Genomic DNA, 24425 nt, shown 5'->3' with positions numbered 1-24425 from the left:
AACACCGATTACGTGCCGCGCAAGGAGCCGGCGAGCTGGACCTCCGGCGGCAAGGTGGTGAAGGTCGACCGCGTCGAATGGATCACGATGCCGGACGCGCAGACCGCGCTGAACGCGCTGCAGTCCGGCGACATCGATTTTATGGAAAATCCCGCCATCGAGATGGTGCCCGCCATCGAGGCCGATAAGGGACTCAAGCTCGAGATCCTGAACAAGTTCGGATTCCAGACCGGCGCACGGATGAACTTCCTTCATCCGCCTTTCGACAACGTCAAGGTTCGCCGCGCGGCGTTTCTGGCAGTCAAGCAGAAGGACGTGCTCGATGCGCTGATCGGCGATCCCAAATATTACAAGACCTGCGCGGCGGCTTTCATCTGCGACACGCCGTTCGCGACGGAGGTCGGCGGTGAGACGCTGGCGAAGGGCGGCGACATGGCCGCGGCCCGGAAGGCGCTGGCCGAGTCCGGTTACGACGGAACACCTGTCGTGCTGATGGCGCCGGGCGACGTGCTGACGCTGAAGGCGCAACCCATCGTCGTCGCGCAGCAACTGCGCGAAGCCGGCTTCAAGGTCGACCTGCAGGCGACTGACTGGCAGACCGTGGTGAGCCGGCGCGCCAGCCAGAAGCCCCCGAAGGAGGGCGGCTGGAACATGTTCGTCACCAACTGGGTCAGCGCCGACGCGGACAATCCGATCACCAACGTCGCCGTCGGCGGGCAGGGCAAGAAGGGCGGCTGGTTCGGCTGGCCGGAGGATGCCAAGATCGAGCAGCTCAAGGACGCCTTCGTTCGCGCCGCCTCGCTCGAGGAGCGAAAGAAGATCGCGACCGAGATCCAGAAGGAGGCCTACGATCAGGTGCTCTACATGCCACTCGGCCAGTATCAGGTGCCGACCGCCTGGCGCAAGTCGCTGACCGGCGTGCTGGACGGCCCCGCAACGCCGGTATTCTGGAACATCGACAAATCGGAGTAGGGGAGGCACACCTCCCGCCTTTCGCTACGTTCGCCATGCGGCGCCGCTCTCACAGCGGCGCCGCTGTCCTTTGCCGGTCCGGCATCGGACGAGAAGCCGTGGAGCCTTTAACCTTTCCAGTTTCCAATCATTGCTATTTGTTTCAATCCTGAAATAGATGTGCCGTCTTCACGCATCACTTTCCTTGTCCCCTTTATCCCCGTGCCGATCGATTTTGCACTTCAGGCGATGGCCGAACGGTCCGATCGCGCACCGGCACGATGGCGCCGGCCTTTCCTCCGTTGGCTCGACTGCGTCGAGGCGGGGTGGGCCGTGCCGCTTCTCATCGCCTGCTTCGTCGCGGTCTGGACGCTTTATCTTGTGAGCGCCTATGCCGGCGGCGGCCTGCACCCTGATACGCTCGAGGCCTGGGCGCTGGGGCGGGATTTTGCCTGGGGCTATGCCAAGCACCCACCGCTGATGGGGTGGGTCGCGGCAGCGTGGACCTCGGTCTTTCCGACCAGCGACTGGTCGCTGCAATTGATGGCGATGGCCAATGCGGGGCTCGCACTGTTCTTCGTCGATCTGATCGCGCGGCAGTTCGTCACCGGTCACAAGCGCGTCCTGGTGCTGCTGCTCCTGATGCTGACGCCCGCCTATCAATTCCACGCCCAGCGCTTCAACGCCAATGCCGTGCAGCTCGCGATCTGGCCGCTGGCGACCTGGTGCTTCCTGCGCGCGTTCGAGACCCGCGGTTCGCTATGGGCGATTGCGGTGGGATGCACGACGGCGCTGGCGATGGTCGGCAAATATTACTCGATTTTCCTCGTCGCGAGCTTCGCCTTTGCCGCGCTGGCGCATCCGGCGCGGCGCGCCTATTTCACCTCCGCCTCGCCCTGGATATCGATCGTTGTCGGGCTCGCCGCGCTGTCACCGCACATCCATTGGCTGGCGACGACCGGCGCCTCGTCCTTCACCTATGCGTTGGCTCACGCCAATGGCATTGCTGCGAGCTCGCTCATTGAGGCCAGAACTTTTGTGTTGGGTCTGGTGGCGGCCATGGGCGTGTCGGCCGTGCTGTGGGTGCTGATCGCCGGCACGCGGCTGAAGCAGCTGCCGGCCGACTTCGCGGCCATGAGCCCGGGCCTGCGGCTGCTGTTCTACGTTGCGATCGGCACGATCGTGCTGCCGGTGCTGACGTCGCTCGCGATGGGCACGGACCTGCCGTCCCTGTGGGCGTTGCAGGGGCTGTTCCTGTTCGTCATTCCAGTGATCTGTGGCGCGCGCTATCCGATCGAGCGCTTCTACACCGTCAACGTCACGGTGATCGTGGCCGGCGTCGCGCTGGCCGCTGTCCTGGTCGCAGCCCCGATTCATGCCGTCCATCGCAACGATCATGGTTACGAGGAAGGGCGGAATCTCTACGCGCAGGCGGCCCGCGAAGTGACGCGCCAATGGCGGGAGCTGACCGGCGAGCCGCTGATTGCGGTGGGTGGTGATGGTTCGCTGGCTTACGCCACCGCGTTCTACAGCCCGGACCATCCGAACAATGCGGGGCCCTTCGAGTTCGAAGATACGTTAGGCTTGCCGCGCAAGGCCGCGCTCGAGCGCGGCCTTGCCGCACTCTGTTTCCGTGACCAGGAAATTTGCATCCAATGGATGGATTGGGTGTCGCTCCGCGTCGGACATGTCGTCAGGCGCGAGTTTACCGTGCAGGCGTCGCTGTGGGGCCGCCCGGGTCTTTCCCGGGAGGTGGTCGTGCTGATGGTGCCGCCGCAGGACAGCAAGGTGCCGGCCAGCACTGCGGATGAATTCAGCGCCAACCGGCGGGGGACCGAGTAGACGTCGTGCTCAGCAGTGGCTGTCGCGTACCTGCTCCAGCCCCTCGCTCGCGAAAGGCGTGGTCAGCGCAGCCTGTCCGAGGCCCGGCTCGGAACGTTCCGCCGTCTGCGGCTCGACGTCGGCGTGATCTTCGCGGTGTTCCAGTTCCATCGCAGCGGCCCTTCAAAATTGCTGCACGACAACATCGCGGCTGCCGGGAAGTTCCTCAATCGATGGGACGATGATGCGGCTTGAACAGCCGTCCTTTCTCCACCACCAGCACGATCGCGAGCGCGGCGATCGTCGACAGGAAGAAGCCGACCGAGAACGGCAACAGCGTGCCGTCGAAGCTCTGTCCGATGGCCATGCCGACCACGATCCCGATCAACGTCGTGATCGAGCCGTAGAGCGAGGAAGCCGTGCCGGCGATGCGGCCCTGTGGCTCCATCGCGAGCGCAGTGAAGTTGGCAACCATCATGCCGAACGAGAACATCATCAGCGCCGAGAGCACCATGAACAGGGCAAGCGGCAGCACGCCGAGAATTTCCGTCAGCAGCATCACGGCGGCGACGATCGTGTAGAGCGTCAGCGCACCATGCGAGATCACGCGCATGCCGAGCGTCCCGACCAGCCTCGCATTGAGGAAGCCGGCCACCGCCGTGCCGGCCGCGATCGCGGCGAAGGCGAGCGGGAAATAATGGCCGAGATGATAGATGCCGGTGAAGACCTGCTGGGCGCAGAAGACATAGGCGAACAGCGCGCCAATGACGCTGCCGGCGGCGGTGGCATAGCCGATGGTCTGGCGATTGGTCACGGTCTGTCGGAACGCCGCGAGCACGTCGGCGGGCGCCAGCGACCGGCGCCCGGACGGAGGGAGGGTTTCAGGCAGCCGCAGCACGCACCATGCAAGCGCGAGCAGGCCGTACAGCATGAGCACCACGAAGATGCCGCGCCAGGCCGTCACCAGCAGCACGGCCTGTCCGAACGAGGGGGCGATCACGGGCACCGCGATGAACACCATCATGGCGAGCGACATCACGCTCGCCATGCGGCGGCCGACATAGCAGTCGCGCACGATCGAGGTCGCGATCACGCGCGTCGCCGAGGTGCCGAGCCCTTGCAGTGCGCGCGCCAGCAGCAGCGTCTCGAACGAGGGCGCCGCGACCGCCAGCACGCTCGCCACCGCATAAACCGCCATGCCGCCGAGTAGCACGGGCCGGCGGCCGAAGCGGTCCGACAGCGGGCCCATGACGAACTGGCCGGCGCCGAAGCCGATCAGGAAGGTCGACAGCACCAGCTGAAGATGGTTGGCGACGGGAATCTTGAAGGCCGCCCCGATATTGGGCAGCGCCGGCAGCATCATGTCCATCGCAAGCGGATTCAGCGCCATGATGGACGCGATCACGATGACGAATTCTGGAAAACCCATGGGACGGTGCCCGGAGGACACCCAGGAATCGGCATTGACGTCGGACAAGCAGCTCACCTTCTGAAATCGAGCGGCTTTATCCATCGTCCATGCTGCATTGCACAACCCATGTTTCGGGATGGCTGGCAGGCGGGCGGACAAGAATTGGTGAAGTGGCGGACCGGGGGGCGGGCCCATCTCCCCAATCAGCCGCGCTTGCGGGCCGTCTCGACCAGGCCGCGCGCCAATCGTCCGGCGGTGTCGACATAGTCGAGATCCCGATGGATCAGCATCACGGTGGTGGCGCCGTCGAGCAGGATCACGAGCTGACGGGCCAGCGCCTCCGCCCCGGCAATGCCGCGATCGCGAAGCTCCGTTTCGAGCCATGCCTCGAAGCGTTTCTTGTGCGCCGCGCCGGCCTTGACGGCCGGATGTGCCGGCGTGTTGGCGAGCTCGGCGATCGTCCGCAGGAAGCCGCAGCCGCGCCAGCGCGGCGTGTTCACGGAGCGTCCGAGCTTGACGAAGAGACCATGGATCTTCTCGGCCACGGTGCCGTCGGTCTCGGCGAACCATCGCATATAGAGCTCCAGCGTCGGCTGGTCGCGCGCTGCGATGGTCTCTGCGACGAGCTCGTCCTTGCTGGTGAAGTGATAATAGAGCGTCTTCTTGGTGACGCCGGCCTTCTCGGCGACCGCGTCCATGCTGACCGCCCGGATGCCCTCGCCATAGAACAGGCGCGTCGCCGCAATGACGATCTGCTCGCGCGTGGTGTCACCTCTCTCCGACATTGCTCCAATGTATACCGCCTAGTGAGTATACACAATGAAGCCGGTGTGGCTGACTTCCCTTCGAATGTTCGACCTGGAAGGAGCCTAAGACTTGTCCGATCTGATCCTGTGGGAAACACGGGGCGCCACCGCGCTATTGACGTTCAACCGCCCCACCAAGCTCAACGCGCTGAGCTACGCTCTCATCGACCGCCTGATGGCGATCCTCGACCGCATCGAGGACGATGCGAATGTCCGCGCGGTGGTCCTGACCGGGGCGGGCGATCGCGCCTTCTCGGCGGGCGCCGACATCGCCGAATTCTCCGAGAGCGTGAGGCGCGGACCCGATATTGCCGTGAAGGACTTCGTGCGACGCGGGCAGGCGATGACGGCGCGCATGGAGGCCTTTCCGAAGCCGATCATCGCCGCGGTCAACGGCATCGCCTTCGGTGGCGGCTGCGAGATCACGGAGGCCGTGCATCTCGCCGTCGCCAGCGAGCGCGCGACCTTCGCCAAGCCCGAGATCGCGATCGGCATCACGCCGACTTTCGGCGGCACCCAGCGGCTGCCGCGGCTCGCGGGCCGGAAGCGGGCGCTTGAGCACCTCCTGACCGGAGATTCCTTTTCACCACAGCGAGCCCTGGAGATGGGATTGGTCAACCGCATCGTGCCGCACGCGCAGCTTCTCGACGCCGCCTTCGCCCTGGCGGATCGGATCTCGCGGCATTCGCAGCTGGCGGTCGCCCGCGTGATCACGGCCGCCACGCGGGGCCTCAACGTCTCGATCGCGGAGGGCCTTGCCATCGAGAGCGAGCAGTTCGCGCGCATGGCCGCGACGGCGGACACAAGCGAGGCGCTCGATGCCTGGCTGGCCGCCCGCGCGTCGCGGTAGGGGGCTGCCGGAACTTTCGCGAAGCCGGCAACCAGGGATTCACCATAAGAGCGGGCACGGCGCGTCGGGGAGATGAATCCGCAACCCATCCTGTCCATGGTGGCCTGACCCGCGCCGCGCAGTGCGCCCAGGGAACCCAGGAAGACAGGTATTTTCGCGGTGTCCGACGTGACCGATGCAGCACGATGGTTGGGACCCTCGGCCGCCCCGGCTGCGAGGCGAGGGATCTGGCTGTCCTGCCTGATCGCGCTGACTGCACTGTTCGTGCTCGGCAATCTCGCCGACTATGCCTTGCTCGACCTGAGATATGGCTGGGATCTTCTCGTCAATTGCGCGGCGGTCGATGCGCACCAAGCGGGGCTCGATCCCTACTTCGTCAAGAACCTGAAGGGCACCAGTTTCTCCTATCCCTATTTGCCGGTGACGCTCGACGTGTTCCGCCCGCTTTGCGCGGGTGGCCTTCTCGTCGATCATTACATGGGCCTCTATTTCGTCCTCGCCGTGCTCTGCGGGCTGCTCCTGCCCGGGCTCGGCCGAACGCGCCCGCGTGCGCGCGACGTTGCGCTGAGGGTGCTGTGCGTGCTCGGTGCCTTCGTCGGTTTCGAATGGGTGCACGTCTCGGGCAATTTCGCGATCCTGAGCGGTGTGCTGACCGCGATCGCGTTGATGCTCCTGCTTCGAGCGCCGACCGCCGGCGTGCCGGAAGAGCCGGGCCTTGCCTTGCGCCTCGCCGGCGCCGCGCTGCTCGGCCTCGTGATGTCGTTCAAGCTGGTGTTCTTCCTGGTGCCGGCTGCGCTCTATCTTCTGCCGCTGCCACGCGGCCGCAAGCTGCTGCTGATCGCGGTGGCGGCATTCAGCTTCGTCTTGCCGATCGTGATATCGCGGCTGTTCTATCCCGATCTGTTCGCGAGCTGGCTGCTTGCGATCGGGGGACGAATTCCGGGCCAGCACGCCGTCGATCTCGTGGAGATCAATCCGTCGCTGCTGCTGCTCGCGCAGAATCTGATGCATCATGCCGGCATCGAGAGCAGACCGGCCGTGCTCGCGACCTATGCGCTCGCCGCGTTCGCGCTCGTGCTCGTCCCGTTCGCCTTGTCCGTCCTGCGCGTGGCTGCGAGCCGGCCGGCGAGGGAAGCGGGATCGCGTTGGTCGCAGCTGGACCGCTGGCTGATGGATCATCCTCGCGCGGCCATGCGGATCGCGGTGCTGGCCATGTTTGCGCTCTATCTCTGCTCGCCCAGGCTGAAGGAATACGCCTTCTTCGAGCTCGCGCTCTATGCCGCCATTCTCGTCGTCGACCTGCCGGCCCGCCCGCTCGCCGCCTTTCTCGGCATCGGGCTGATCGCTCCCGCGCTGATCTCGCTGACACGGACGACGCTCGAGGGCACTTTTGTCCTCCTCATCGCCGCGCTGATCTGCTTCTGGATCCTGCTGCTGGATTTTCGCGCGGAGCCAAAACGCCTCGAGATGGAGGGCGCGAGCCCATGACTGATATCATCGCGTCCGCGGAAGGCGGAAAACCAATGGCCTTTGCCACTGAGGTGCCGGCGAGCAATTGGATGACCCGCTTCATCCTGGCATTGGCCGTGCTGGTCGCAACGCTCGTCGCCATCGACATGGGCATGGACGGGACGTTCGGCTGGGATGCGCGGGTGAACTGCGCGGCCGTCGATGCGCATGTCCAGGGGCTCGATCCCTATTTCGTCAGGAACCTGAAGGACACCAAGCTCTCTTATCCCTATCTTCCGGTGACGCTCGATGCCTTCCGCCCGATTTGCGCCGGCGGCTTTCTCGTTGCGCACCACAAGCCGATCTTTCTCCTGCTCACGCTGATCTCTGCGCTGCTGCTGCCCGGCCTCGGCAAGTCCCGGCCGGGCGCGAGGGACGTCGCGGTGCGGGTGCTGTGCGCGTTTGGCGGCTTCCTCGGCTTCGAATGGATCGTCGCCACCGGCAATTTCGCAGCCCTGAGCGGCCTGCTGACGGCCGCATCGCTCGCCTTGCTGCTGCGCCCCGCGCGGCCCGTGCACGGCGCCGGCGCGAGTCTGGCACCGCAGCTCGCAGGCGCGGCGCTGCTCGGGCTCGTCACCTCGTTCAAGCTGGTTTTCTTCCCGGTTCTTGCCGCGCTCTATTTCCTGCCGCAGCCGAGAGCTCGCAAGCTTGTGCTGATCGCTGTCGCTTCCGGCATGTTCGCCCTCCCGATCCTGGCCTCGCTGGCGGTCTACCCCGACCTGTTCAAGAGCTGGTTGAGCGCGATCTTCGGCCAGATCCCCGGACAGCATTCGCCGGGCAACGAGGTCAATCCGTCGCTGCTCTTCCTCGCGCTGACGCTTGCCGACAGCGTCGGGCTTGCCGACAGCAAGCCGGTCGTCGCGATGATTTACGGCCTGTTCGCGCTCGCGCTGGTGCTCGCGCCGCTGGCGATCTCGGTGTGGCGCATGATCGGGGCGTGGCGCCCGGCGCGCAAGGCTTCGCCGCTTCGGGTGCTCGACGACTGGCTGGCCAGCCATCCCGGACATGCGATGCGCATCACCGTGCTCGCGATGTATGCGCTTTATCTCTGCGCGCCCAGGCTGAAGGAATATGCCTTCTTCGAGGTGGCGCTCTATGCCGCCGTCCTCGTCGTCGATCTGCCGGCCGTCCTGATGGCGGCCGTGCTCGGAATCGCGGTCGCCATCCCGACCCTGGCGTCGGTCGCGGGCATCTTCGTGAGCGGCTTCGGCCAGCTCACCTTTGCGCTGATCTGCTTCTGGCTGCTGCTGCCGCGCGAACCTTCGAGCGATGCGGCATCATCGGTCAAGCCTGGGCAGACCTGATCTCATCTTATCGGGAAGAGGTGTCTTGCCTTGTGTAGAGGCTGACATACGCACCGGTGTACTCTTCTTTCCAGCCTCTCTCGCCGACCAGAAACTGCCGCAGCGGATCATGGGCCCTGACCCAGAGCACCGCGTCGATCTTGTACTTGTCGATCACCTCGTCCCAGCTGGCCGGCTCGATGTCCCAGCGAACCAGCTTGTGATAGTCGCGCAGCAATTGGTCCGGATAGGCAGTCGCCGCCCGGCCGTCGACGAAGACGGGCACCGATCCGCGCGTCCTGAAGATCAGGAGCCCGCCGACGTTCCAGTGGTTCAACAGATGCGCGTGCGAGGCGTGCGCCTCGAGATGGCGGGCATCGTCCTCCGACAGCATGTCGGGCAGGGCCAGAGCCGGGCGCACCTGCATGAATGCAAATGGCAGCAGCAGGACGCCGACGACGCCTGCCGCCAGCATCGCGCGCCGGACCTCGACGCTCGCAAGACGCTTCGGCAGCAGCCGGTCGATGTGAAGCGCCATCGGGACGCTGGAGAAGATGAAGAAGAACGCGGTGTATCTGAACTGATAGAGACCGAGACACAGGAACAGCCACGCGAGCACGCGCGCCTCGAGCGGAACGCGCGTTGAGTTTCGGTATCGCAGCTCCAGCGCAACGAATGTCAGCGCATAGACGATGCCGGGCAAGCTTCCCGGCAGTTCCATGTTGAAGAAGTAGGAGCGCCACTCGCCGATATCGGCCTGGATGAAATGACCGAGCGTCGCCCTCACGCCGTCATAGACGTGCCATCCCAGCGGATTGACGAAGATCGCGATGACGCATCCGACGCCCGCCAGGCAGTAGTTGCGAAAGCTGGCCCAGTCCCGCCGCAGCAGTGCGATGCCGGCGAACACGCCGAGGATCGGAAAGGCGAGCATGAAGCCGCCATGCAGATTGACCCAGGCGACCATCATCGGCGGCAACAGGAACCAATTCCGCCGCCGCAGGCATTCGCCGTAGAACACGACCGCGAACAGCATGGTCGCGACGTTCGGCGAAGCCGCCAGATACATGTTGGGGGAGGCTTCGTAGCAGGGATAGAGCAGGCATGCGGCGAACACCGCGATGCAAACCGCCGGAGCCGATGCACCGCTGCTCAGGCCGCAGAAGGTCAGATAACCGGCGATGACCGCGCCGCAGGCGACGACCATGAGCACGATCCCGGCAAGGCCCGTGTGCTGATACAGCACGCTCGCCATCACGTCCCAGAGCCAGGACAGATTGTACCATTGCCTGTCGCCGAGGGTGAACGCCCACGGATCCTGGAATGGCACGTCGCCCCGCTGCCGGATCAAATCGCCGGCGGCGAGGTGCCAGCCGAGATCGTAATGGGCGAGCAGAAGCGGTCCGTTCGACAGGTAGAACACGGTGAGGAACGCGATCAGGAAGACGTAGACCGCGACCCCGTCGAGGTCACCGCCGGACGCTGCGGGTGCGTCGCCAATCCCGGACCGGGACCAATCCTCGCGCGCGTCCATCGGAGCTCTCACCATCGCAGCCAGCCGCCTCAAGTCCCGAGTTTCCCCGATGTCCACGACAATGGGCGCGCAGACTTATTTGCTCTAGGGGAAGACGATCTAAAGTGAAGTAAAGGCAGGCTGCGGCGCTAGGATTCCGGGTTCGGAAGGGGCGTGTCGGTAAACAGATGATTGCGTAAAGTGGATCATGGACCGCCGGCCTGCTCCTGAATACCTCGGTCGTGTCCGCGTGAGGTTTCGGCTGCCGAGAGCGGGGCGGTGCCCAGGTTCCCGAATGTCGATTCTTGAGTGGCAGTTCAGCAAACTAACCTGGCCGGTCGACCGCAGTTAGATTTCAATCTCCACCGGCACACCGATTTGAGTGGCGACCGGCGTGTAGATATCGGTCTCGATGCCCGGTGTCTCAATTGTGACGACAAGCGAATAGTGCGCCGTCCTATCCCAAGCTTCGAGGTGGGGACGCTTGTTCCACCAGCCCATGGTCGGGTAAACCGCGAGATGTCTGCGTGCCGCAAGGGCAGCGGCGGTGCCGTGCCAGACATCCGAATGAAGGGAGCCAACGGACGTAAGGCCGCTGAGGCGGCCAAACCGCCAGCCGGGATCGCTGAGGCCCGGGGCCTTATACTCATCGTCCCGCGCGAATTTATTGATGCGGCGCTCAAAATCGGCGGTGCTTTCGAGCGGGTTGCGAACCGCGAAGCGCAGGCCATGCGATTGATAGCCGTAGCGGGGTGTCCAGCCGCGGCCGCCGGGGCTGGGTTCGATGAAGTAAGAAAGCGTCACGCGCATGACGACCTCGGTGTTACCGAGGTCGCTTAGCACATCGATCGGCCAGGGAAGCGCGTGCGGGCGCATTTCGCGCGTCTTAATGTCGCTGCCATCCTTGAAGAACGGTTCGAGCTCGCTTTCGGCAATCAGCGTCAGACGGTTGTCGACGCTGGAGAGCAGGCGCGGGAGGTTGGGGACGCCGTAGCCACAGCAGCGCAGCAACGTCTTGTAGTCTGGCCGGCCGTCGTCATTGACGAAGCGCGCCCGCATCGCCGGGGTCCATTCGGCGAAGTGGACCATGAGCGCCCTGACAGTTTCGGGGCGCATGGAGGGATACTTGCTCCACAGCATAGCGGCGTAGCGGCTTGCGAGCGCGGCGGCGGCGCTGGTGTCGCCGAAGGTGATAAGACCCAGCCGCGTCGCGAAATTATGCGCCGTGGTTAGTAGTTGAAGATCGTCGAGATCGGCGGGATCGACGATGGTCGGATTGGAAGCGAGGTTGCCAGCTTCCATGACAATATCGGGTTTGAACGGCCATCGTGACCACGTCGCTGATGTGCAGCTCGAAGCTGCGAGATCGCCGCGCGGAGCAAGCGGTTGCCATTGGGGCCACTTGGTGCCGTCGATGGCAACCTTGTCGGTGTATCCGCCGATAGTAAGCGCGTTCCACGATTGCGCCGGATCGTGGATGCTGTCGGTAAAGTTCGAGGCCGGGTAATGGCGGCGCTGATCGGCCACGGTATTGCCGGCCGAGATGACGAAGAGACGCTTCGGACCGCCGTCGAGGCCGGCGGCAAGTTCATCGACCCTTGCGGACCAGGCAGAGGGCCGCCCGCGGTCGCGTCCATCGGTTGAGGTAATGGACATGCAGAAGACGCGGTTGCGCGCCGCCGTAACTTCCACGCGGGAGATGCTTTCGGCAGTCACGGCTCCATAGAGTGTGGAATCGTGAGGGTCATCGGGATTGATAAGTTTGACGGATTCGATGCGGTGAGTGCAATTGACCTGTCCTTGCGCGGCGAGCACGTCCGTGAGGTCGCCAAACGAGGCGAGGCCCGCCATCTCGGTACCGTGGCCGTAACGGTCGTCCACATTCCAAGCCGGCTTATATGTGTGGAGGTCTGTCTGTGCGACGAGCGGAGTAAGGAGTGGGTGACCCCGGTTAACGCCTGTATCGAGCAAGCAAACATAGGATGTGTTTGCTCCCGGCGGCACCAGGCGCGCCGAAAGATCATCGATCCATGCTTGCTGGTCGATCGAAGTCATTGCGGTAAAGAATTCCGCCGTCACCTTGGGCAGACGGATTTCCGCGATCATACCGAGGATGTCGACGGATCGTGCGAGGTCGTGGGCAGTGCCGCGGACAAGAACCACGATGCGATCGACGAAAGTAAGCACCTGGTCGCCGACCGCGAGATTGAAGTGTTCAGCGTACCCGCGCAGGCGTGCGAGGTGATCGACCCGCGGCTCGCGGCGCAACCAAACCTCCCAAGTGACCGGCGCCTCTTGATCGGGAAACGGCAAGGTCTCTTCGGTCCACAAGGCTTCGAGCGCCGCAAGCTGAATATGGCTGATGCTCTCGACGAGATCCTGGTTCTTGGGACGGGCGATGCCGCCTTCGGCCCGCGGAGTCGTGTTCTCGTCGCGATAGGCTTCAATTTTGCGAAGAAAGAGTTCGAGCTTGTTCTCGGGCACAAACACTGTGGCCTGCATCGTGTTGTCGGGCAAGGTCCGGACGTTGCAGAGCTGAATGCCGCTTCGCGTGACATCAAGGCTCTCAAATTTGAGCGGGAAATTCGGCTCGCTATCAAAACGTAGATAGATACCAAGGCCGGCATCGAGCCCCAGCGCGCGTTGCTCTTTGGCGCGCGCTATCGCTTGAGGTGCGACGGCCTCAAGTTGCTCGACCAACGTTTGGGCATGCGCGGCCCGATCGCGCGCGGGCACGTTGAAGCGTTCGCGCGGCCCGGTACTGGGGCTCGTGAAACGAGTGGTCTCGTCTGTGGTTGGAACGAAGAGATGAGGACGTAAAGCCATGCCGCCCCTATCGGCACGAGGGTATCATTTGCTTTTGTGCGTAACGGCGATCTTTCGGTCTGAAATGGAATGAATGAGTTCTGCATGCGTCACGGACGTTCGATCGTGAATGATCGCGTCTTTGATCGCATCTTCGCAAGCGCGGGTGATGTCCGCGAAATTGAGGCCTTGGGCCGCCGTTGCAATTTTCGGCCATTGGAGCTTGGCCGGAGCGAAGCCTCCCAATTTGACCTTCAAGGTCTCAATGATGCGCGTACGGTCGGGAAGATCGTATTCGATCACGTCGTCGAAACGTCGAAAGAGGGCGCGATCGAGAATGCGAACGTGATTGGTTGCCGCGACCACAAGACTATCCGAATGGTCTTGTTCGACCATCTGCAGAAAGCTGTTCAGGACGCGGCGTATCTCGCCAACGTCGTTGGCGAGGCCGCGGGTTGAGCCGATGCTGTCGAATTCATCGAACAGGTAGACGCCGCGGGTTTGATTGAGCGTTTCAAAAATCAACCGTAGCTTGGCGGCCGTCTCGCCCATGAACTTCGTGATCAAGCTATCCAGGCGGACGACAAAGAGCGGCAAGCCAAGTTCGCCGGCAAGTGCGGAAGCGGTGAGGGTTTTACCGGTGCCGGGCGGCCCGATCAGCAGCAACTTGCGCCGGGGCGAGAGGCCGCTGCTCCGAATAAGAGAGACGGCGCGTTGTTCGCGGATGACCCGTTCAAGCTTTTTCTTGGTACGTGTACCGAGCACAAGGTCCTTCAGGTGGGCGCTCGGATAAGAGGCCGAGAGAAGCTCTGCTGCCTCGCCGCGAGGACGAGCCAACGGGATTGGCTGCTTCGACGGCGTCGTGACTCGGGACTTGGCCTTGTCGATGAGTGCACGGATTTCCTCGGCGAGCTTGCCGTGTCCGAGACGTGCTTCATGCGCTGCGATTTGCATCGCAACAGAATAGAAATGCGCTTCGTCGCCCTCCGTCAGGGAGGAGATCAGAGCCTTCACTTGGTCCGCGCTTGGCATGGTTTGATAAGCCTCGGCGTCACTCTAGTATAGAATTAACTGCATGATAGAGGAGATCTCTTTCATCAACTTTAAAGTTAGATGGTGCGGGCAGCCGGGGTCGAACCGGCACAGCGCTTGCGCACCGAGGGATTTTAAGTCCCTTGCGTCTACCAATTCCGCCATGCCCGCTTGATCCAACGAGATCAAACACTTAAGTCCATCCCCGGGCGTCTGGAATTGGTGCTTTGCGTCTGCCGGGGACGTTCTTCCTTAAGCGAGCCGGGCGCACAAGGCAAAGCCTCAATCCGGACACCAGGAGTTGCTTTAGGCATTCTCAATCCAACGGGACTATTCATCCGGCATGTCTGCTTCGTTCTCCTCTTCCCTGCGCGGCTTTGGTGCGCTCCTCGCGCTGCTTGTGGCCGGCGCCGCGCTGTCCGGCTGCGCCGGCATGAGCGAGACGATCGCGCCGGCTTTTGCCGATCCCGCCAAATACGAATTGTACGACTGCAAGCAGCTGGAGGCCGAGCGCAAGACGCTCGCCAAGCGCACCGATGAGTTGCGGGCGCTGATGGAGAAGGCCGAGACCGGAGCCGGTGGCGCCGTGGTGTCCGAGCTCGCCTATCGCAACGATTATGTCGCCGCGCGTGGGTCGTCGCAATTGGCCGAGGACGCCTGGCGCCGCAACAGGTGCCGGGAAACGCCGCCCGAGGCGACGCCGCCTGCGCCGTCACCCGCCGCAGCCAAGCCCGCATCGAAATCCGGCAGAGCGGCCCGCTGAAGCGCGGCGCCGGCGGCGCTTGGTCTCAGGGCCGCCAGCCGTAGATCCAGTTCTGCCGTGCCAGCATGCGGTCCGGGCCGAGCGCGCGGATCGCAAGGTCGCGCGCGACCGCAAACGGTCCGCTCAGGTGATAGATGCGGCCCTGCTGCCGCGCGGTCCGCTGCACCCGCCGCACCCGCGCCTGGCGCGCGCGGCCATATTGCGTCAGCGCGGCCGAGATGCCCGCGCTGCTCTCGGCGGCGTCAAGGCTCAAATGCCGGGCGAGCACGGCGGCATCCTCGATCGCCATGCCCGCTCCTTGCGCTGCGAAGGGCAGCATCGCGTGCACGGCATCGCCGAGCAGCGCCACCGGCCCCTTGCTCCAGGGACAGCCGTCGGGCACGCCGAACAGCGCCCATTTCCGCCAGCTGTCGACCGTGGCGAGCATCATGCGGGCCGAGGCCGGCCAGCGCGGTGCGGCGAAGGCGTCCATCACTTCCAGCGGGTCGCCCGGCGTGCTCCAGCCTGGCCTGTTCCAGGTGCCCGGCAACACCGCGACCACGTTGATCTGCCGTCCGCCCGCGATCGGATAGGCGACGAGATGGGCATTCGGTCCCATCCAGAGCTGAACCCGGCGCGCGGTATAGTCCTTCGGCAGCTGCGTGGCGTCCAGCGTGCCGCGCCAGGCGATCAGGCCGGAGAAGCGCGGCTGCACCTCGGGAAACAGATGCTGGCGCACCGTCGACCAGATTCCGTCGGCGCCGATCAGCGCGCTGGCGAGATCGCTGCGGCGGATCGTGCCGCTGCGATGGACGACCGTCAGGCCCTTGGCATGAGGCGCGACGTCCTCGAAGGTCGCGCCCAGTTTCAGGTCGACGTCGGGATGCTCGGCAACGGCGTCGGCCAGCGCCGATTGCAGGTCGGCGCGATGCACCACCCAATAGGGCGCGCCGGCCCGCAGCGAGGCTGCTTCACCGAGCGGCATGCGCAGGAGCTCGCCACCGGCCCGCGCGCTCATGATCGAGACCGCCTCCGGGACGACGGCGCGCAGCTTGAGGCGCTCGGTGAGGCCAAGCTCGACCAGCACGCGGCTGGCATTGGGGGAGAGTTGCAGTCCGGCGCCGACTTCCTCGAGGCGCTCGGCCTTTTCCAGCACGACGATGCGGAAGCCCCGGGCTGCGAGCGCCAGCGCAGCCGTCAGTCCACCGATGCCGGCACCGGCGATGACAATCGTTCGGGAGAGCGCCACCCCTGACCGGTGGAGGCGGTCAGGCCACCTTGTCCTTCAGGACGCATTCCGGCGGACGGGCTTCGCCCGCCTTCAGGTCGGCCGCGAAGCGGTACAGCGTCGAGCAATAGGGGCAGATGATCTCGTTGTCGTTGCCGAGGTCGAGGAAGACGTGCGGATGGTCGAACGGAGGGTTGGCGCCCACGCACATGAACTCTTGCGAGCCGATCTCGATGACGGGGACACCGGCATCGTTATGGAAGTGCGGGACGACATGGTCGGACATCGTAACTCATCCTGGAGTGGCAATGGCGGCAGACACAATCACGAACTGACGCGGCATCTTTGAGGCGCCGCGGACCATACTGGCGGGTGCAGATGATTGCTAGTCCAGCGGAACCGAAAGGTCCGCAATTGCCCCATGCTCATTTGCTCATGCAAATTCGACACAATCTTGAGGCCTGAGAGAAGCCCTTCTTTCGTCGGGGACGTTGTGTCGCAATTTTGGCATACTATGTCTCTCGGAGAAGCGAATTTGCGACGAAAGACGAATCATCAGGCGCAAACGGTCCGAGGGACTGCCCGGGTTTTCCACATGAAGTGGCTGCGAATCAGCACAGCGTTGACCGGTATTGCGGCGTGCAGCTTCCTGCTCGCGCAGGTGGCGCCGCATGCTCGCGAGGCCGGCGCGATCCTCGCCGCCCGGGATGATCCGGCGGCGCTCTCCGAGCTCAAGCTCGATTCATTGCTGCGGCAGAATGACCGCCTGGTTCAGGACAACATCGAGGCCGCGCTCGCCGCCGGCGATGCCGATCTCGCCGACAGCTTTGTCGCGCTGGCGCGTGACCGCAACATCGCGCTGCCCGACGACCTCCTTGCCCGCGTCGGCGACGCGGTCAAGGCCGAAGCGTCCACCTCACACTTCGCCAAGCGGTTCGCCACCGGCCTCGTCACCGGCAATGCGGACGATGTCGCGAGCCTCTCGGGCACGGTGGCCGGCGATCTCTTCGTGATCGGCGACATCCGCGACGTGGTGCGCGAGGGCAAGCATCTGGCCATGGGCGAGGACACCGACCGCCTCGTGCTCGGCCTTGCAGCCGCGGGCCTTGCCGTGACCGCGGCGACCTACGTCTCCGTCGGTGGGGCGGCGCCCGTGCGCGCCGGACTGACGCTGGTGAAGGATGCGCGGAAAGTCGGGCGGCTCGGCGAAGGGCTCGCCGTATGGGCCGGCCGCTCCGCGCGCGAAGTCGTCGACACGCCGATGCTCCAGAATGCGGTCGCCAAGGGTTCGGTGTTCCGCCCGGGCGAGACGGTGGGCGCGATCAAGGCCGCGTTCCGCGCCGAGAAGGCCGGTGCGCTGGTCCGGCTCGGCAAGGACGTGACGCGCGTCGCCGAGAAGACCGGCACGCGCGGGGCGATGGATAGCTTGCGCATCGCCGAAGGTCCGAAGGACGTTGCACGCGCGGCGCGGCTTGCGGAAGCGCAAGGAAGCAAGACGCGCGCGATCATGAAGCTGCTCGGACGCGGCGCGCTGCTGCTCGTCGGAGGCATGTTCGACCTGGCGATGGCGCTGTTCGGCGCGGCGCTGACGCTGTTCGGCCTATTGTCCTCGATCAAGGCGACCACCGAACGCTTGACCCAGGCCTGGTGCGATCGCAAGAGAGCGCGGCGGCTCCGCCGGGCGCGGATCGCAGCCGAGGCCGCGCTGGCGGATGCGGCCGTCCCCGCCTGACCCGCGGGCGGACCGGGTCACATCGTCGTCGCTTTGGGCTATTGTTTGAGCATGATGTTGCCGGAAAACCGCTGCACTGTTTTCCGGATCGTGCTCTAAGATCGACCCATCCCCCACAAGACCTCACGGAACTGATGATGCCGAGCTTTCACAACGGCGCCGTTGAAATTGCCTATCTCGACGAAGGCGAGGGCGAGCCGATCATCCTGGTGCACGGCTTTGCCTCCAGCAAGAACGTGAACTGGGTCTATCCGACCTGGGTCTCGGAGCTGCGCAAGAACGGCCGCCGCGTCATCGCGCTCGACAATCGCGGCCATGGCGAAAGCGCAAAGCTCTACGATCCCGCGCAATATTCGATTCCCGTCATGGCCGGCGACGTGCTCGCGCTGATGGATCATCTCGCCATCCCGCAGGCCGACATCATGGGCTATTCGATGGGTGGGCGGATGACGGCCTGGCTCTCTCTCAACGAGCCGCAGCGCCTGCGCTCGGCGATCCTCGGCGGCATCGGCATCGGCGGCCTGATCGAGGGCACCGGCCCCGGCGAGAACGTCGCCGAAGCGCTGGAGGCGCCGTCGCTGGACGACGTCACCGATCCCGTCGGCCGCACCTTTCGTGCGTTCGCCGATCAGACCCGTTCGGACCGTGTTGCGCTCGCCGCCTGCCTGCGCGGCACGCGCGACCTCATGACCAGGGAAGAAGCCGCACGCATCGACGTGCCCGTGCTGATCGCGGTCGGCTCGACCGACGATGTCGCCGGAAGCGCCAGCGCGCTCGGCGAAATCATTCCCGGCTCCGAAGTGCTCGACATCCCGAACCGCGACCACATGCGCGCGGTCGGCGACAAGGTCTACAAATCAGGCGTGCTGGACTTCCTGTCGCGCCGCGGCTGAGGCGGCAAAGAGCCAAGAGGCTCGTCGCCTACTCATCTGATTTCGCTGTCGCCCGCTGCTTCACACCGCCTTGTCGCTGAACGCGGCGGGAAGCGTGGCGAGGAACGACATGACGCGCTGTGTGCGCAGGGGCGGGCGGCGGCCGGAGGGGCGCAGCATCCACAGGGGTTCTCCCGACGCGCGCCAGGGCGCCAGCACTTCGACCAGCCGGCCGGCGCGAAGGTCTTCGTTGACGAGCCACGCCGGTCCCCAGCCGATCCCAAACCCATTCGCGATCAAGGCGAGCGAAGCGTGCGCGTCGTCGCAAATGTGCTTGGGCTTGGGCGTGACGCGAACGGGTGCTTTGCCGCGCGGGTCGGCGAAGCGCCAGGTGAGGATCTGACCGGTCGCGGGATTGCGGAAGCCGACATGGTCGTGCGCGGAAAGCTCGTCAGGAGTCGTTGGCGCGCCGCGCGCCTTCAAATAGGCAGGCGAGGCGCAAGCGATCCAGGAGAACGTGCAAAGCCGCCGCGCCTGATGGCCGGGCGCGCGGTCGAGGGGCCCTGAGCGGATCGCGATGTCGACGCCTTCCGCCGCGAGATCGAGAATCTCGTTGCGGAATTTGACCTCGATCTCGATTTCCGGCCGTTCCCGCAGGAACGCCGGCAGTCGCGGCAGGATGCAGGCGCGCGCGAACGAGGCGGGGGCGGTCACGCGCACCCGTCCGCCATCGTCGCGCGCGACGTCGCCGAGCGCGGATTGGACACGGGCGAGACTTTCGACCAGCGCGCGTCCAGCCGCCATCAGCCTGTCGCCCTCTTCGGTCAGCGCCAACGAATGGGTGGAGCGATGCAAGAGCCGCAACCCGTGCGCCTTTTCGAAGCGGGCGACCGCCTTGGACATCGCCGAGGTGGTCGTCCCCGCCCGCCGCGCCGCTTCGGCGAAGGAGCCCGCCTCGACGACGCGGACGAAGGCGAGGAGGCGCGAGAGGTCGGGAGGTAAAGCGATTGTGGACATATAGTCCACATAGTCATGGCTGCGTGGTCACTACAAGAGGCATTCCCTGACGGCTAAATCGGGAGCATCAGCGCGCATGCTGCGGCGCTGGAAACGCGGGAAGTCCTATGAACCTCATCGAAATCACCCAGCAAGCCCTCGATGCCGCCGAGCGAGCTATCCCACCGGGACAGCCGATCTACATGCTCAATCTGCTGCGCTATCGCGCCCAGGCGCATTACGAGGACGGATTCGACGCCGCGCCCTGCTCGGGCCGCGAAGCCTTTAATGAACGCTACAGGCCGGCATTCCGGCGTCTCGCGGCCGGGAAGCCGCTGGTGCGGATGTTTTCCGTCCCGGTGCTTGCGAGCCTCGTCGGCTCGCCAGTTGAGCGCTGGGACGAAGCGGCGATCAATGAATACGGCGATTTCGCCACCTTCCGCTCGATCGTCGAGACCGAGACTTACCAGCGCGAAGTCGCCCCGCATCGACACGCGGCGCTCGAGGATTTCCGGCTGTTCGCGCTCGCCAAGACGATGTGAACGCGTTGAGGCGATGGCCGCCGCCTTCGCCTTGACTGAGCTTTAGCTTCAGGACGCGTAGGATGGGTTGAGCCCTTGCGAAACCCATCATGCTTCGTCAGCGACGAACGGAGTGATGGGTTTCGCTGCCGCTCTACCCATCCTACGGGCTCATCCACTCCCTTCAGGTCTTCGCAGCGAGGACTGAATGCGCAAGATCGACAATCTCGGCACGAAGGTGGCTCTTCCCTACTCGGGGATGCAACAACATCATCCCCCATGGGCTTGATCTCCCCACGTCCAACGAGTGAATGAGTGATAGACCAGCTGAGTTACCGAAGACTTTTGTCATCTCTTCCATACGTTGAGCAAGAACTTTAGAGTTTGCCGCGACAGCATAACGGAGCTGGTACATCCCAGACTTCCGCATTGAAGCAAGAATAAGCGGTCCATATTCTCCCGGTGGGGGCACCTTGCTCGCAAGCACTTGGCTTACCAAACCGAACCAGTAGAGGTCAGCGAATGTGAGGTCGACTGAAATGCGGCCGACTTCTTCTCTGTCCATATCATGACCTCGGATGGCGCTAAATGACGCCTGAACGTAGGTCTCCATACTCTTGAGAAACGGAAGCACGTCATGCTCCGACACTCGCGAAGGTAGCCGCATGAGCGGATCCACGTTGCTCAACGCAAATCGCACCAAGGCCATCTCCTGGCTTTGTTGAAGGTGCATCGCGCCGACGAGGCGGCCGTCGCTCATGCGACCCCCAAATTGATGCAAATGCGATAACCAATAAACAATCTCTCGGGGGCCGCCACCTGATCTTGCCAGCTCAAGGAGTGCTCTCTCCGTCACAGTTGCACATGCGGCAAGCTTCCGCCGGCTGTTGCGTTGCACTTCATCACTGTGAAATTCGCACCACGTCTCCCCGCCGCCGATGACGGAAAGGCCCACTATGTGGTCGATATCCGAAAAAGCTATTTGAAATCGGCTTTGCCCCGATGCGCCGTGAGAAGAGCCGACAACCTGTCGCCCGGCGCTCCATTTTCCCAGCCAACGTCGAAGCTGTCTCAGGTTGTGCCTTACCTTCTTGTCGTACCCGTGTACGGATCGCCTCATGTACATGAGAATGACGCACCGATCCGCATACCAGATTAAATCTGCCGGCTCTTCGGAGGCGCTCGTTTTCTCCGGTTGAAACAGCGCATGAGGTCCGAGTATTCGGGCGGAGAAGTTGAATATCAGCTCCTCCTGAACTGAAGCAAAGGATCTATTTGGCTGCATAGTGCCAGTTTAGAGAACCAGCGACGGCAGTCCACTCCGTTTAAGGGCACGCATTTTGTAATGTCCGGATCGGATCACGAGCGGACGTGTGAGCGGGCGGCTCGAGTCCGCCAAGGGCTGTCATAGGACTCGAATTCTTCGCGAGGTTGATAGGCTGTTGAACGCCGAGTTCTGAGCGTTCCTTTTTGGTGAATGTGATCGCTTCTCGGGCCAAGCCAAGCGATGCCTCTTCATCCCACTTTCACCCGGCCTTGCCGTCCTCCCCAAACCGCCTTGCCACCGCCATCAGCACCACGAACGTCGCGACCCACACCATCCGCGCGCCGTAGCGGTCGTGCGGGCCCGAGATCACGCCGCAGATGAAGGCGTTGCCGAGCAGGGCCAGCGTCACGGTCGCTGCCAGCAGCGTCAAATCGTCCAGCCGGCGGTTCGCGAGCGCATGGCCGAGCAGCGCGACCAGCGCCAGCATCGAGGCCAGCGCGACGGGGACATGCAGCCAGTTGACGTCGTCGAAATTGACGTCCCAGTGCTGCTGCCGCGCGGCGCGCATCGGCGCGACCTGCGAAGGCACGTAGCGCTCGATGATGCCGTAGGTGTGCGGGATCCAGCCATTGGTGCCTTCGCCGGTCGCCACATGCAGCAATTGCTGGCCCATCGCCCGCAACGCCGCGCCGGCCTGCCAGGCCGGATAATCCTTCAGCGACTCCACGACGATGGTACCCATCTCGTCGTTGAGCCCATCGAAGCGGCCGAGCGTGTTGAACATGCTGTTGCCCCACAGGAATTCGTCGGCGGTCGCCGGCAATTCGTTGCGATAGGGGCAGAGCTTGAATCTCTCGCGCGGGCAATGATCGCTGAGGTAACGCGCGACGATGCCGTCCTGCATCATGCGGCCGAAGGCGACGCCGTAGCCCCCGGGCGTCCAGGCCAGCTTGCCGGACAGCGCATAATTCGCCGAGAGCAGCATCAGGCTGCCCGCGACGATGGTGAGGCTGGCCTGCGCCAATCCGGCGAGCGGAAGGCGCTGCTTCAGAAACGGCCGTGCCATCCAGCCCGCGACGCAGAGGCCGAGCAGCACGCCGAGCGTGGCGCTGTGGGTTGCCGCGGCGAAGGCGGTGAAGACGAACAGTGCGATCTTCTCCAGCGTCGAGGTGCGGCTTGCGCCCACAATCAGCAGGAACAGCGATAGAATCGAAAGCCCGGCAAAGATGTCGGTGAGCAGCATGCTCGCGAGCCAGGGCAGGGCGGTCGACAGGATCAGCGACAGGCAAATGGCAACGAAGCGGAAAGTCTGCATCAATCCGAGCACGCGCAGCGTCAGCTGCAACAGCCACAACGTCGCCAGTGACTGGATGGCGAGGTTGATCCAGAAGCCGGAGCTCTCGCCAAGATGCAGATAGAGGCCGAACACGGTGGAGCGGCTGGGGACGAGATAGCCCTCGTACCAGCGCGCCAGGTAGCCGCCCGTGTCCCACTGCAACAGCGGATAGCCGTTCCAGAACGCCGGCGCGATCATCAGCATCGGCATGGCCATCGCTGCCAGCAGCCAGAGCGGGCTCGCGGCGCGCGTGCGCCAATGATCGGTGGTGGTGATGCTCAAATCCGCTCCGTCGTCCCTCGGACCCTGTTCGCAATAACCGTTGAGACGGAATTCACCAATAGTTTGGAGCCGCCCCGCTTGAATTTGGCAAAACTCTGACCACTTTGAGCCAACCTCGCCGCTTGGGGGCGTCAGAAGAAACCGTGGTGTTTCAACATCTTGACGTGCTTTCGCGACGCAAGGTGCTGTTCACTCTCAGGCAAGCCCGATAGGGCTTTGTCGCCTAGACTATGCTATAAGGCCGGTCAAACGAGCCCCATTCGCAAGGGCAAATCCCAAAGAGCAAATCTATGGCAATGCATCAAGTCAATCCGGGAGGAAAGCTCGCATCGCTCGATCCGATCTGGGATCGGATCCGGGGCGAAGCGGAGGACATCGTCCGTCGCGAGCCGGAGCTTGCGACCTTCATCTATTCGTCGGTGCTGCATCACAGCCGCCTGGAAGATTCGGTCGTCCACCGCGTCGCCGAGCGGCTCGATCATTCCGCGCTGTCGGGCGACCTCGTGCGCCAGGCCTATATGGACGCGCTGCGCGACGATCCTGACATCGGCAACGCCTTCCGCGCCGATCTCGTGGCCGTCTACGACCGCGATCCCGCCACCTCGCGCTTCATCGACCCCTTGCTCTACTTCAAGGGCTTTCACGCCATCCAGACCCATCGCCTCGCGCACTGGCTCTGGCTGAGGGGCCGCAAGGATTTCTCGTATTATCTGCAGAGCCGCGCCTCCGCGGTGTTCCAGACCGACATCAATCCCGCCGCACGCATCGGCCGCGGCATCTTCCTCGACCACGCCACCGGCTTCGTCTGCGGCGAGACGGCGGTGATTGAGGACGACGTCTCGATCCTGCACGGCGTCACGCTCGGCGGCACCGGCAAGGAGAACGAGGATCGTCATCCGAAGATCCGACACGGCGTCTTGATCGGCGCGGGCGCAAAGATCCTCGGCAACATCGAGATCGGCCATTGTGCGCGCATCGCCGCCGGCTCGGTCGTGGTCAAGCCCGTGCCGCACAATGTCACGGTCGCGGGCGTGCCGGCCAAGATCGTCGGCGAGGCCGGCTGCGCCGAGCCGTCGCGCACCATGGATCAGATGATCAACGCGATGGGGCTCTGAGCTCGCGTGCAAGGGCCGGGTTTTCCGGCCCTTTTCATCCCCCGAATTCTTTGGCAATTCATGCTGGCGGTTCGTCGCGTCTCGTCCTAAAACCCGCCGACCATTTTCGATCGGAGACTTGCCGTGGACGTCAAAGAAGTCAGAAAGTTGGATGCGTATCTGAAGCGCGTATTCGGCAATCCCAAGATCCGCGTCGTGCCGCGGCCGAAGAAGGACGATTCCGCCGAAGTCTATATCGGCGAGGAATTCATCGGCGTGCTGTTCGTCGACGACGAGGACGATGATCGCTCGTTCCAGTTCCAGATGGCGATTCTCGAGGACGATCTGGTCGATCAGGAGTAGGAGTTACGCAA

Annotated in this window: 22 protein-coding genes and 1 tRNA gene; 11 read left to right on the top strand and 12 right to left on the bottom strand. The window is 64.0% G+C overall.

The window, feature by feature from the left end:
• The coding region (locus tag UNPF46_RS27940; RefSeq protein ID WP_246668750.1) for an ABC transporter substrate-binding protein at positions 1-972 on the top strand (972 nt) is incomplete at its 5' end.
• A gap of 228 nt (positions 973-1200) precedes the next feature.
• Positions 1201-2793 (top strand): glycosyltransferase family 39 protein, encoded by a 1593-nt coding sequence (locus tag UNPF46_RS27935; protein WP_142252136.1) that lies wholly within the window; start codon positions 1201-1203, stop codon positions 2791-2793.
• Between the two features lie 9 nt (positions 2794-2802).
• Here UNPF46_RS27935 and UNPF46_RS37725 read toward each other — a convergent pair whose 3' ends face one another.
• The 3 genes from UNPF46_RS37725 to UNPF46_RS27925 all read right to left on the bottom strand — a co-directional run bounded on the left by UNPF46_RS37725 (position 2803) and on the right by UNPF46_RS27925 (position 4968).
• Entirely contained in the window at positions 2803-2943 is a 141-nt protein-coding gene (locus tag UNPF46_RS37725) for a hypothetical protein (protein ID WP_174719191.1), read from the bottom strand.
• A 55-nt stretch (positions 2944-2998) separates the two neighbouring features.
• Positions 2999-4249, bottom strand: coding sequence for a multidrug effflux MFS transporter (locus UNPF46_RS27930; protein ID WP_100180086.1), 1251 nt, complete (start codon positions 4247-4249; stop codon positions 2999-3001).
• A 137-nt stretch (positions 4250-4386) separates the two neighbouring features.
• The gene (locus UNPF46_RS27925; protein ID WP_142252135.1) at positions 4387-4968 is read right to left on the bottom strand and encodes a TetR/AcrR family transcriptional regulator; all 582 of its coding nucleotides are present in this window, start codon (positions 4966-4968) and stop codon (positions 4387-4389) included.
• 91 nt (positions 4969-5059) lie between these two features.
• Here UNPF46_RS27925 and UNPF46_RS27920 point away from each other — a divergent pair, with 91 nt between their 5' ends.
• The 3 genes from UNPF46_RS27920 (at position 5060) to UNPF46_RS27910 (ending at position 8652) form a co-directional block, all read left to right on the top strand.
• Complete coding sequence (locus UNPF46_RS27920; protein WP_142252134.1) at positions 5060-5839, top strand: crotonase/enoyl-CoA hydratase family protein; 780 nt, start codon at positions 5060-5062, stop codon at positions 5837-5839.
• Between the two features lie 168 nt (positions 5840-6007).
• A complete protein-coding gene (locus UNPF46_RS27915) occupies positions 6008-7327 on the top strand; it encodes a hypothetical protein (protein ID WP_246668749.1) in 1320 nt (439 codons plus the stop codon).
• Complete coding sequence (locus UNPF46_RS27910) at positions 7324-8652, top strand: hypothetical protein (RefSeq protein WP_142252132.1); 1329 nt, start codon at positions 7324-7326, stop codon at positions 8650-8652. The genes UNPF46_RS27915 and UNPF46_RS27910 overlap by 4 nt, the downstream gene beginning before the upstream one ends.
• A gap of 7 nt (positions 8653-8659) precedes the next feature.
• Here UNPF46_RS27910 and UNPF46_RS27905 read toward each other — a convergent pair whose 3' ends face one another.
• The 4 genes from UNPF46_RS27905 to UNPF46_RS27890 form a co-directional block, all read right to left on the bottom strand.
• Complete coding sequence (locus tag UNPF46_RS27905) at positions 8660-10198, bottom strand: hypothetical protein (protein ID WP_349628182.1); 1539 nt, start codon at positions 10196-10198, stop codon at positions 8660-8662.
• A gap of 294 nt (positions 10199-10492) precedes the next feature.
• Positions 10493-12970 (bottom strand): S8 family peptidase, encoded by a 2478-nt coding sequence (locus UNPF46_RS27900; RefSeq protein ID WP_100180092.1) that lies wholly within the window; start codon positions 12968-12970, stop codon positions 10493-10495.
• Between the two features lie 24 nt (positions 12971-12994).
• Positions 12995-13963, bottom strand: a complete 969-nt coding sequence (locus tag UNPF46_RS27895) for an AAA family ATPase (RefSeq protein ID WP_430649786.1) — start codon at positions 13961-13963, stop codon at positions 12995-12997.
• Positions 13964-14063: 100 nt separating this feature from the next.
• Positions 14064-14152, bottom strand: a tRNA-Leu gene (locus tag UNPF46_RS27890).
• A 172-nt stretch (positions 14153-14324) separates the two neighbouring features.
• On the opposite strand from UNPF46_RS27890, the gene UNPF46_RS27885 reads away from it, so the two are divergent.
• On the top strand, positions 14325-14744 hold the full coding sequence (locus tag UNPF46_RS27885; protein ID WP_100180094.1) for a twin-arginine translocation pathway signal: 420 nt from the start codon (positions 14325-14327) through the stop codon (positions 14742-14744).
• Between the two features lie 25 nt (positions 14745-14769).
• Here the strand turns inward: UNPF46_RS27885 and UNPF46_RS27880 are convergent, their stop codons facing one another.
• Entirely contained in the window at positions 14770-15972 is a 1203-nt protein-coding gene (locus tag UNPF46_RS27880) for an FAD-dependent monooxygenase (RefSeq protein WP_142252130.1), read from the bottom strand.
• A 19-nt stretch (positions 15973-15991) separates the two neighbouring features.
• The gene (locus tag UNPF46_RS27875) at positions 15992-16237 is read right to left on the bottom strand and encodes a zinc-finger domain-containing protein (protein WP_007602543.1); all 246 of its coding nucleotides are present in this window, start codon (positions 16235-16237) and stop codon (positions 15992-15994) included.
• Between the two features lie 309 nt (positions 16238-16546).
• Between UNPF46_RS27875 and UNPF46_RS27870 the strand changes: the two genes are divergently transcribed.
• Both UNPF46_RS27870 and UNPF46_RS27865 read left to right on the top strand, forming a co-directional pair.
• Complete coding sequence (locus UNPF46_RS27870; protein ID WP_142252129.1) at positions 16547-17683, top strand: hypothetical protein; 1137 nt, start codon at positions 16547-16549, stop codon at positions 17681-17683.
• A gap of 137 nt (positions 17684-17820) precedes the next feature.
• Complete coding sequence (locus tag UNPF46_RS27865) at positions 17821-18576, top strand: alpha/beta fold hydrolase (RefSeq protein WP_142252128.1); 756 nt, start codon at positions 17821-17823, stop codon at positions 18574-18576.
• 60 nt (positions 18577-18636) lie between these two features.
• Here the strand turns inward: UNPF46_RS27865 and UNPF46_RS27860 are convergent, their stop codons facing one another.
• The gene (locus tag UNPF46_RS27860; RefSeq protein ID WP_142252127.1) at positions 18637-19572 is read right to left on the bottom strand and encodes a LysR family transcriptional regulator; all 936 of its coding nucleotides are present in this window, start codon (positions 19570-19572) and stop codon (positions 18637-18639) included.
• A gap of 107 nt (positions 19573-19679) precedes the next feature.
• Between UNPF46_RS27860 and UNPF46_RS27855 the strand changes: the two genes are divergently transcribed.
• Positions 19680-20093, top strand: a complete 414-nt coding sequence (locus tag UNPF46_RS27855) for a hypothetical protein (RefSeq protein WP_100180097.1) — start codon at positions 19680-19682, stop codon at positions 20091-20093.
• A gap of 163 nt (positions 20094-20256) precedes the next feature.
• On the opposite strand, the gene UNPF46_RS27850 is transcribed toward UNPF46_RS27855, so the two are convergent.
• Together UNPF46_RS27850 and UNPF46_RS27845 are read right to left on the bottom strand one after the other, a co-directional pair.
• Positions 20257-20832, bottom strand: a complete 576-nt coding sequence (locus UNPF46_RS27850; protein WP_100180098.1) for a hypothetical protein — start codon at positions 20830-20832, stop codon at positions 20257-20259.
• Positions 20833-21598: 766 nt separating this feature from the next.
• The gene (locus tag UNPF46_RS27845) at positions 21599-22957 is read right to left on the bottom strand and encodes a hypothetical protein (RefSeq protein ID WP_181770146.1); all 1359 of its coding nucleotides are present in this window, start codon (positions 22955-22957) and stop codon (positions 21599-21601) included.
• 290 nt (positions 22958-23247) lie between these two features.
• Here UNPF46_RS27845 and cysE point away from each other — a divergent pair, with 290 nt between their 5' ends.
• Both cysE and UNPF46_RS27835 read left to right on the top strand, forming a co-directional pair.
• Positions 23248-24072 carry a serine O-acetyltransferase gene (cysE, locus tag UNPF46_RS27840; protein ID WP_100180099.1) on the top strand — a complete coding sequence of 275 codons (825 nt, stop codon included), beginning with the start codon at positions 23248-23250 and terminating at the stop codon, positions 24070-24072.
• A 123-nt stretch (positions 24073-24195) separates the two neighbouring features.
• Positions 24196-24414 carry a DUF3126 family protein gene (locus UNPF46_RS27835; RefSeq protein ID WP_007602550.1) on the top strand — a complete coding sequence of 73 codons (219 nt, stop codon included), beginning with the start codon at positions 24196-24198 and terminating at the stop codon, positions 24412-24414.
• Positions 24415-24425: the final 11 nt, after the last annotated feature.

Source organism: Bradyrhizobium sp. UNPF46 (assembly GCF_006658625.1).
In the GTDB taxonomy this organism is placed as follows: Bacteria; Pseudomonadota; Alphaproteobacteria; order Rhizobiales; family Xanthobacteraceae; genus Bradyrhizobium; species Bradyrhizobium nitroreducens.
Note: the sequence above shows the minus strand (reverse complement) of the source record. Positions and strands in the feature narration are given on the sequence as shown.

Coding starts and splice junctions, on each gene's coding strand:
- UNPF46_RS27935 (WP_142252136.1), top strand. CDS start 1,201: ATGGCCGAACGGTCCGATCGCGCACCGGCACGATGGCGCCGGCCTTTC.
- UNPF46_RS37725 (WP_174719191.1), bottom strand. CDS start 2,943: ATGGAACTGGAACACCGCGAAGATCACGCCGACGTCGAGCCGCAGACG.
- UNPF46_RS27925 (WP_142252135.1), bottom strand. CDS start 4,968: ATGTCGGAGAGAGGTGACACCACGCGCGAGCAGATCGTCATTGCGGCG.
- UNPF46_RS27910 (WP_142252132.1), top strand. CDS start 7,324: ATGACTGATATCATCGCGTCCGCGGAAGGCGGAAAACCAATGGCCTTT.
- UNPF46_RS27900 (WP_100180092.1), bottom strand. CDS start 12,970: ATGGCTTTACGTCCTCATCTCTTCGTTCCAACCACAGACGAGACCACT.
- UNPF46_RS27885 (WP_100180094.1), top strand. CDS start 14,325: ATGTCTGCTTCGTTCTCCTCTTCCCTGCGCGGCTTTGGTGCGCTCCTC.
- UNPF46_RS27875 (WP_007602543.1), bottom strand. CDS start 16,237: ATGTCCGACCATGTCGTCCCGCACTTCCATAACGATGCCGGTGTCCCC.
- UNPF46_RS27870 (WP_142252129.1), top strand. CDS start 16,547: ATGAAGTGGCTGCGAATCAGCACAGCGTTGACCGGTATTGCGGCGTGC.
- UNPF46_RS27865 (WP_142252128.1), top strand. CDS start 17,821: ATGCCGAGCTTTCACAACGGCGCCGTTGAAATTGCCTATCTCGACGAA.
- UNPF46_RS27860 (WP_142252127.1), bottom strand. CDS start 19,572: ATGTCCACAATCGCTTTACCTCCCGACCTCTCGCGCCTCCTCGCCTTC.
- UNPF46_RS27855 (WP_100180097.1), top strand. CDS start 19,680: ATGAACCTCATCGAAATCACCCAGCAAGCCCTCGATGCCGCCGAGCGA.
- UNPF46_RS27850 (WP_100180098.1), bottom strand. CDS start 20,832: ATGAGCGACGGCCGCCTCGTCGGCGCGATGCACCTTCAACAAAGCCAG.
- cysE (WP_100180099.1), top strand. CDS start 23,248: ATGGCAATGCATCAAGTCAATCCGGGAGGAAAGCTCGCATCGCTCGAT.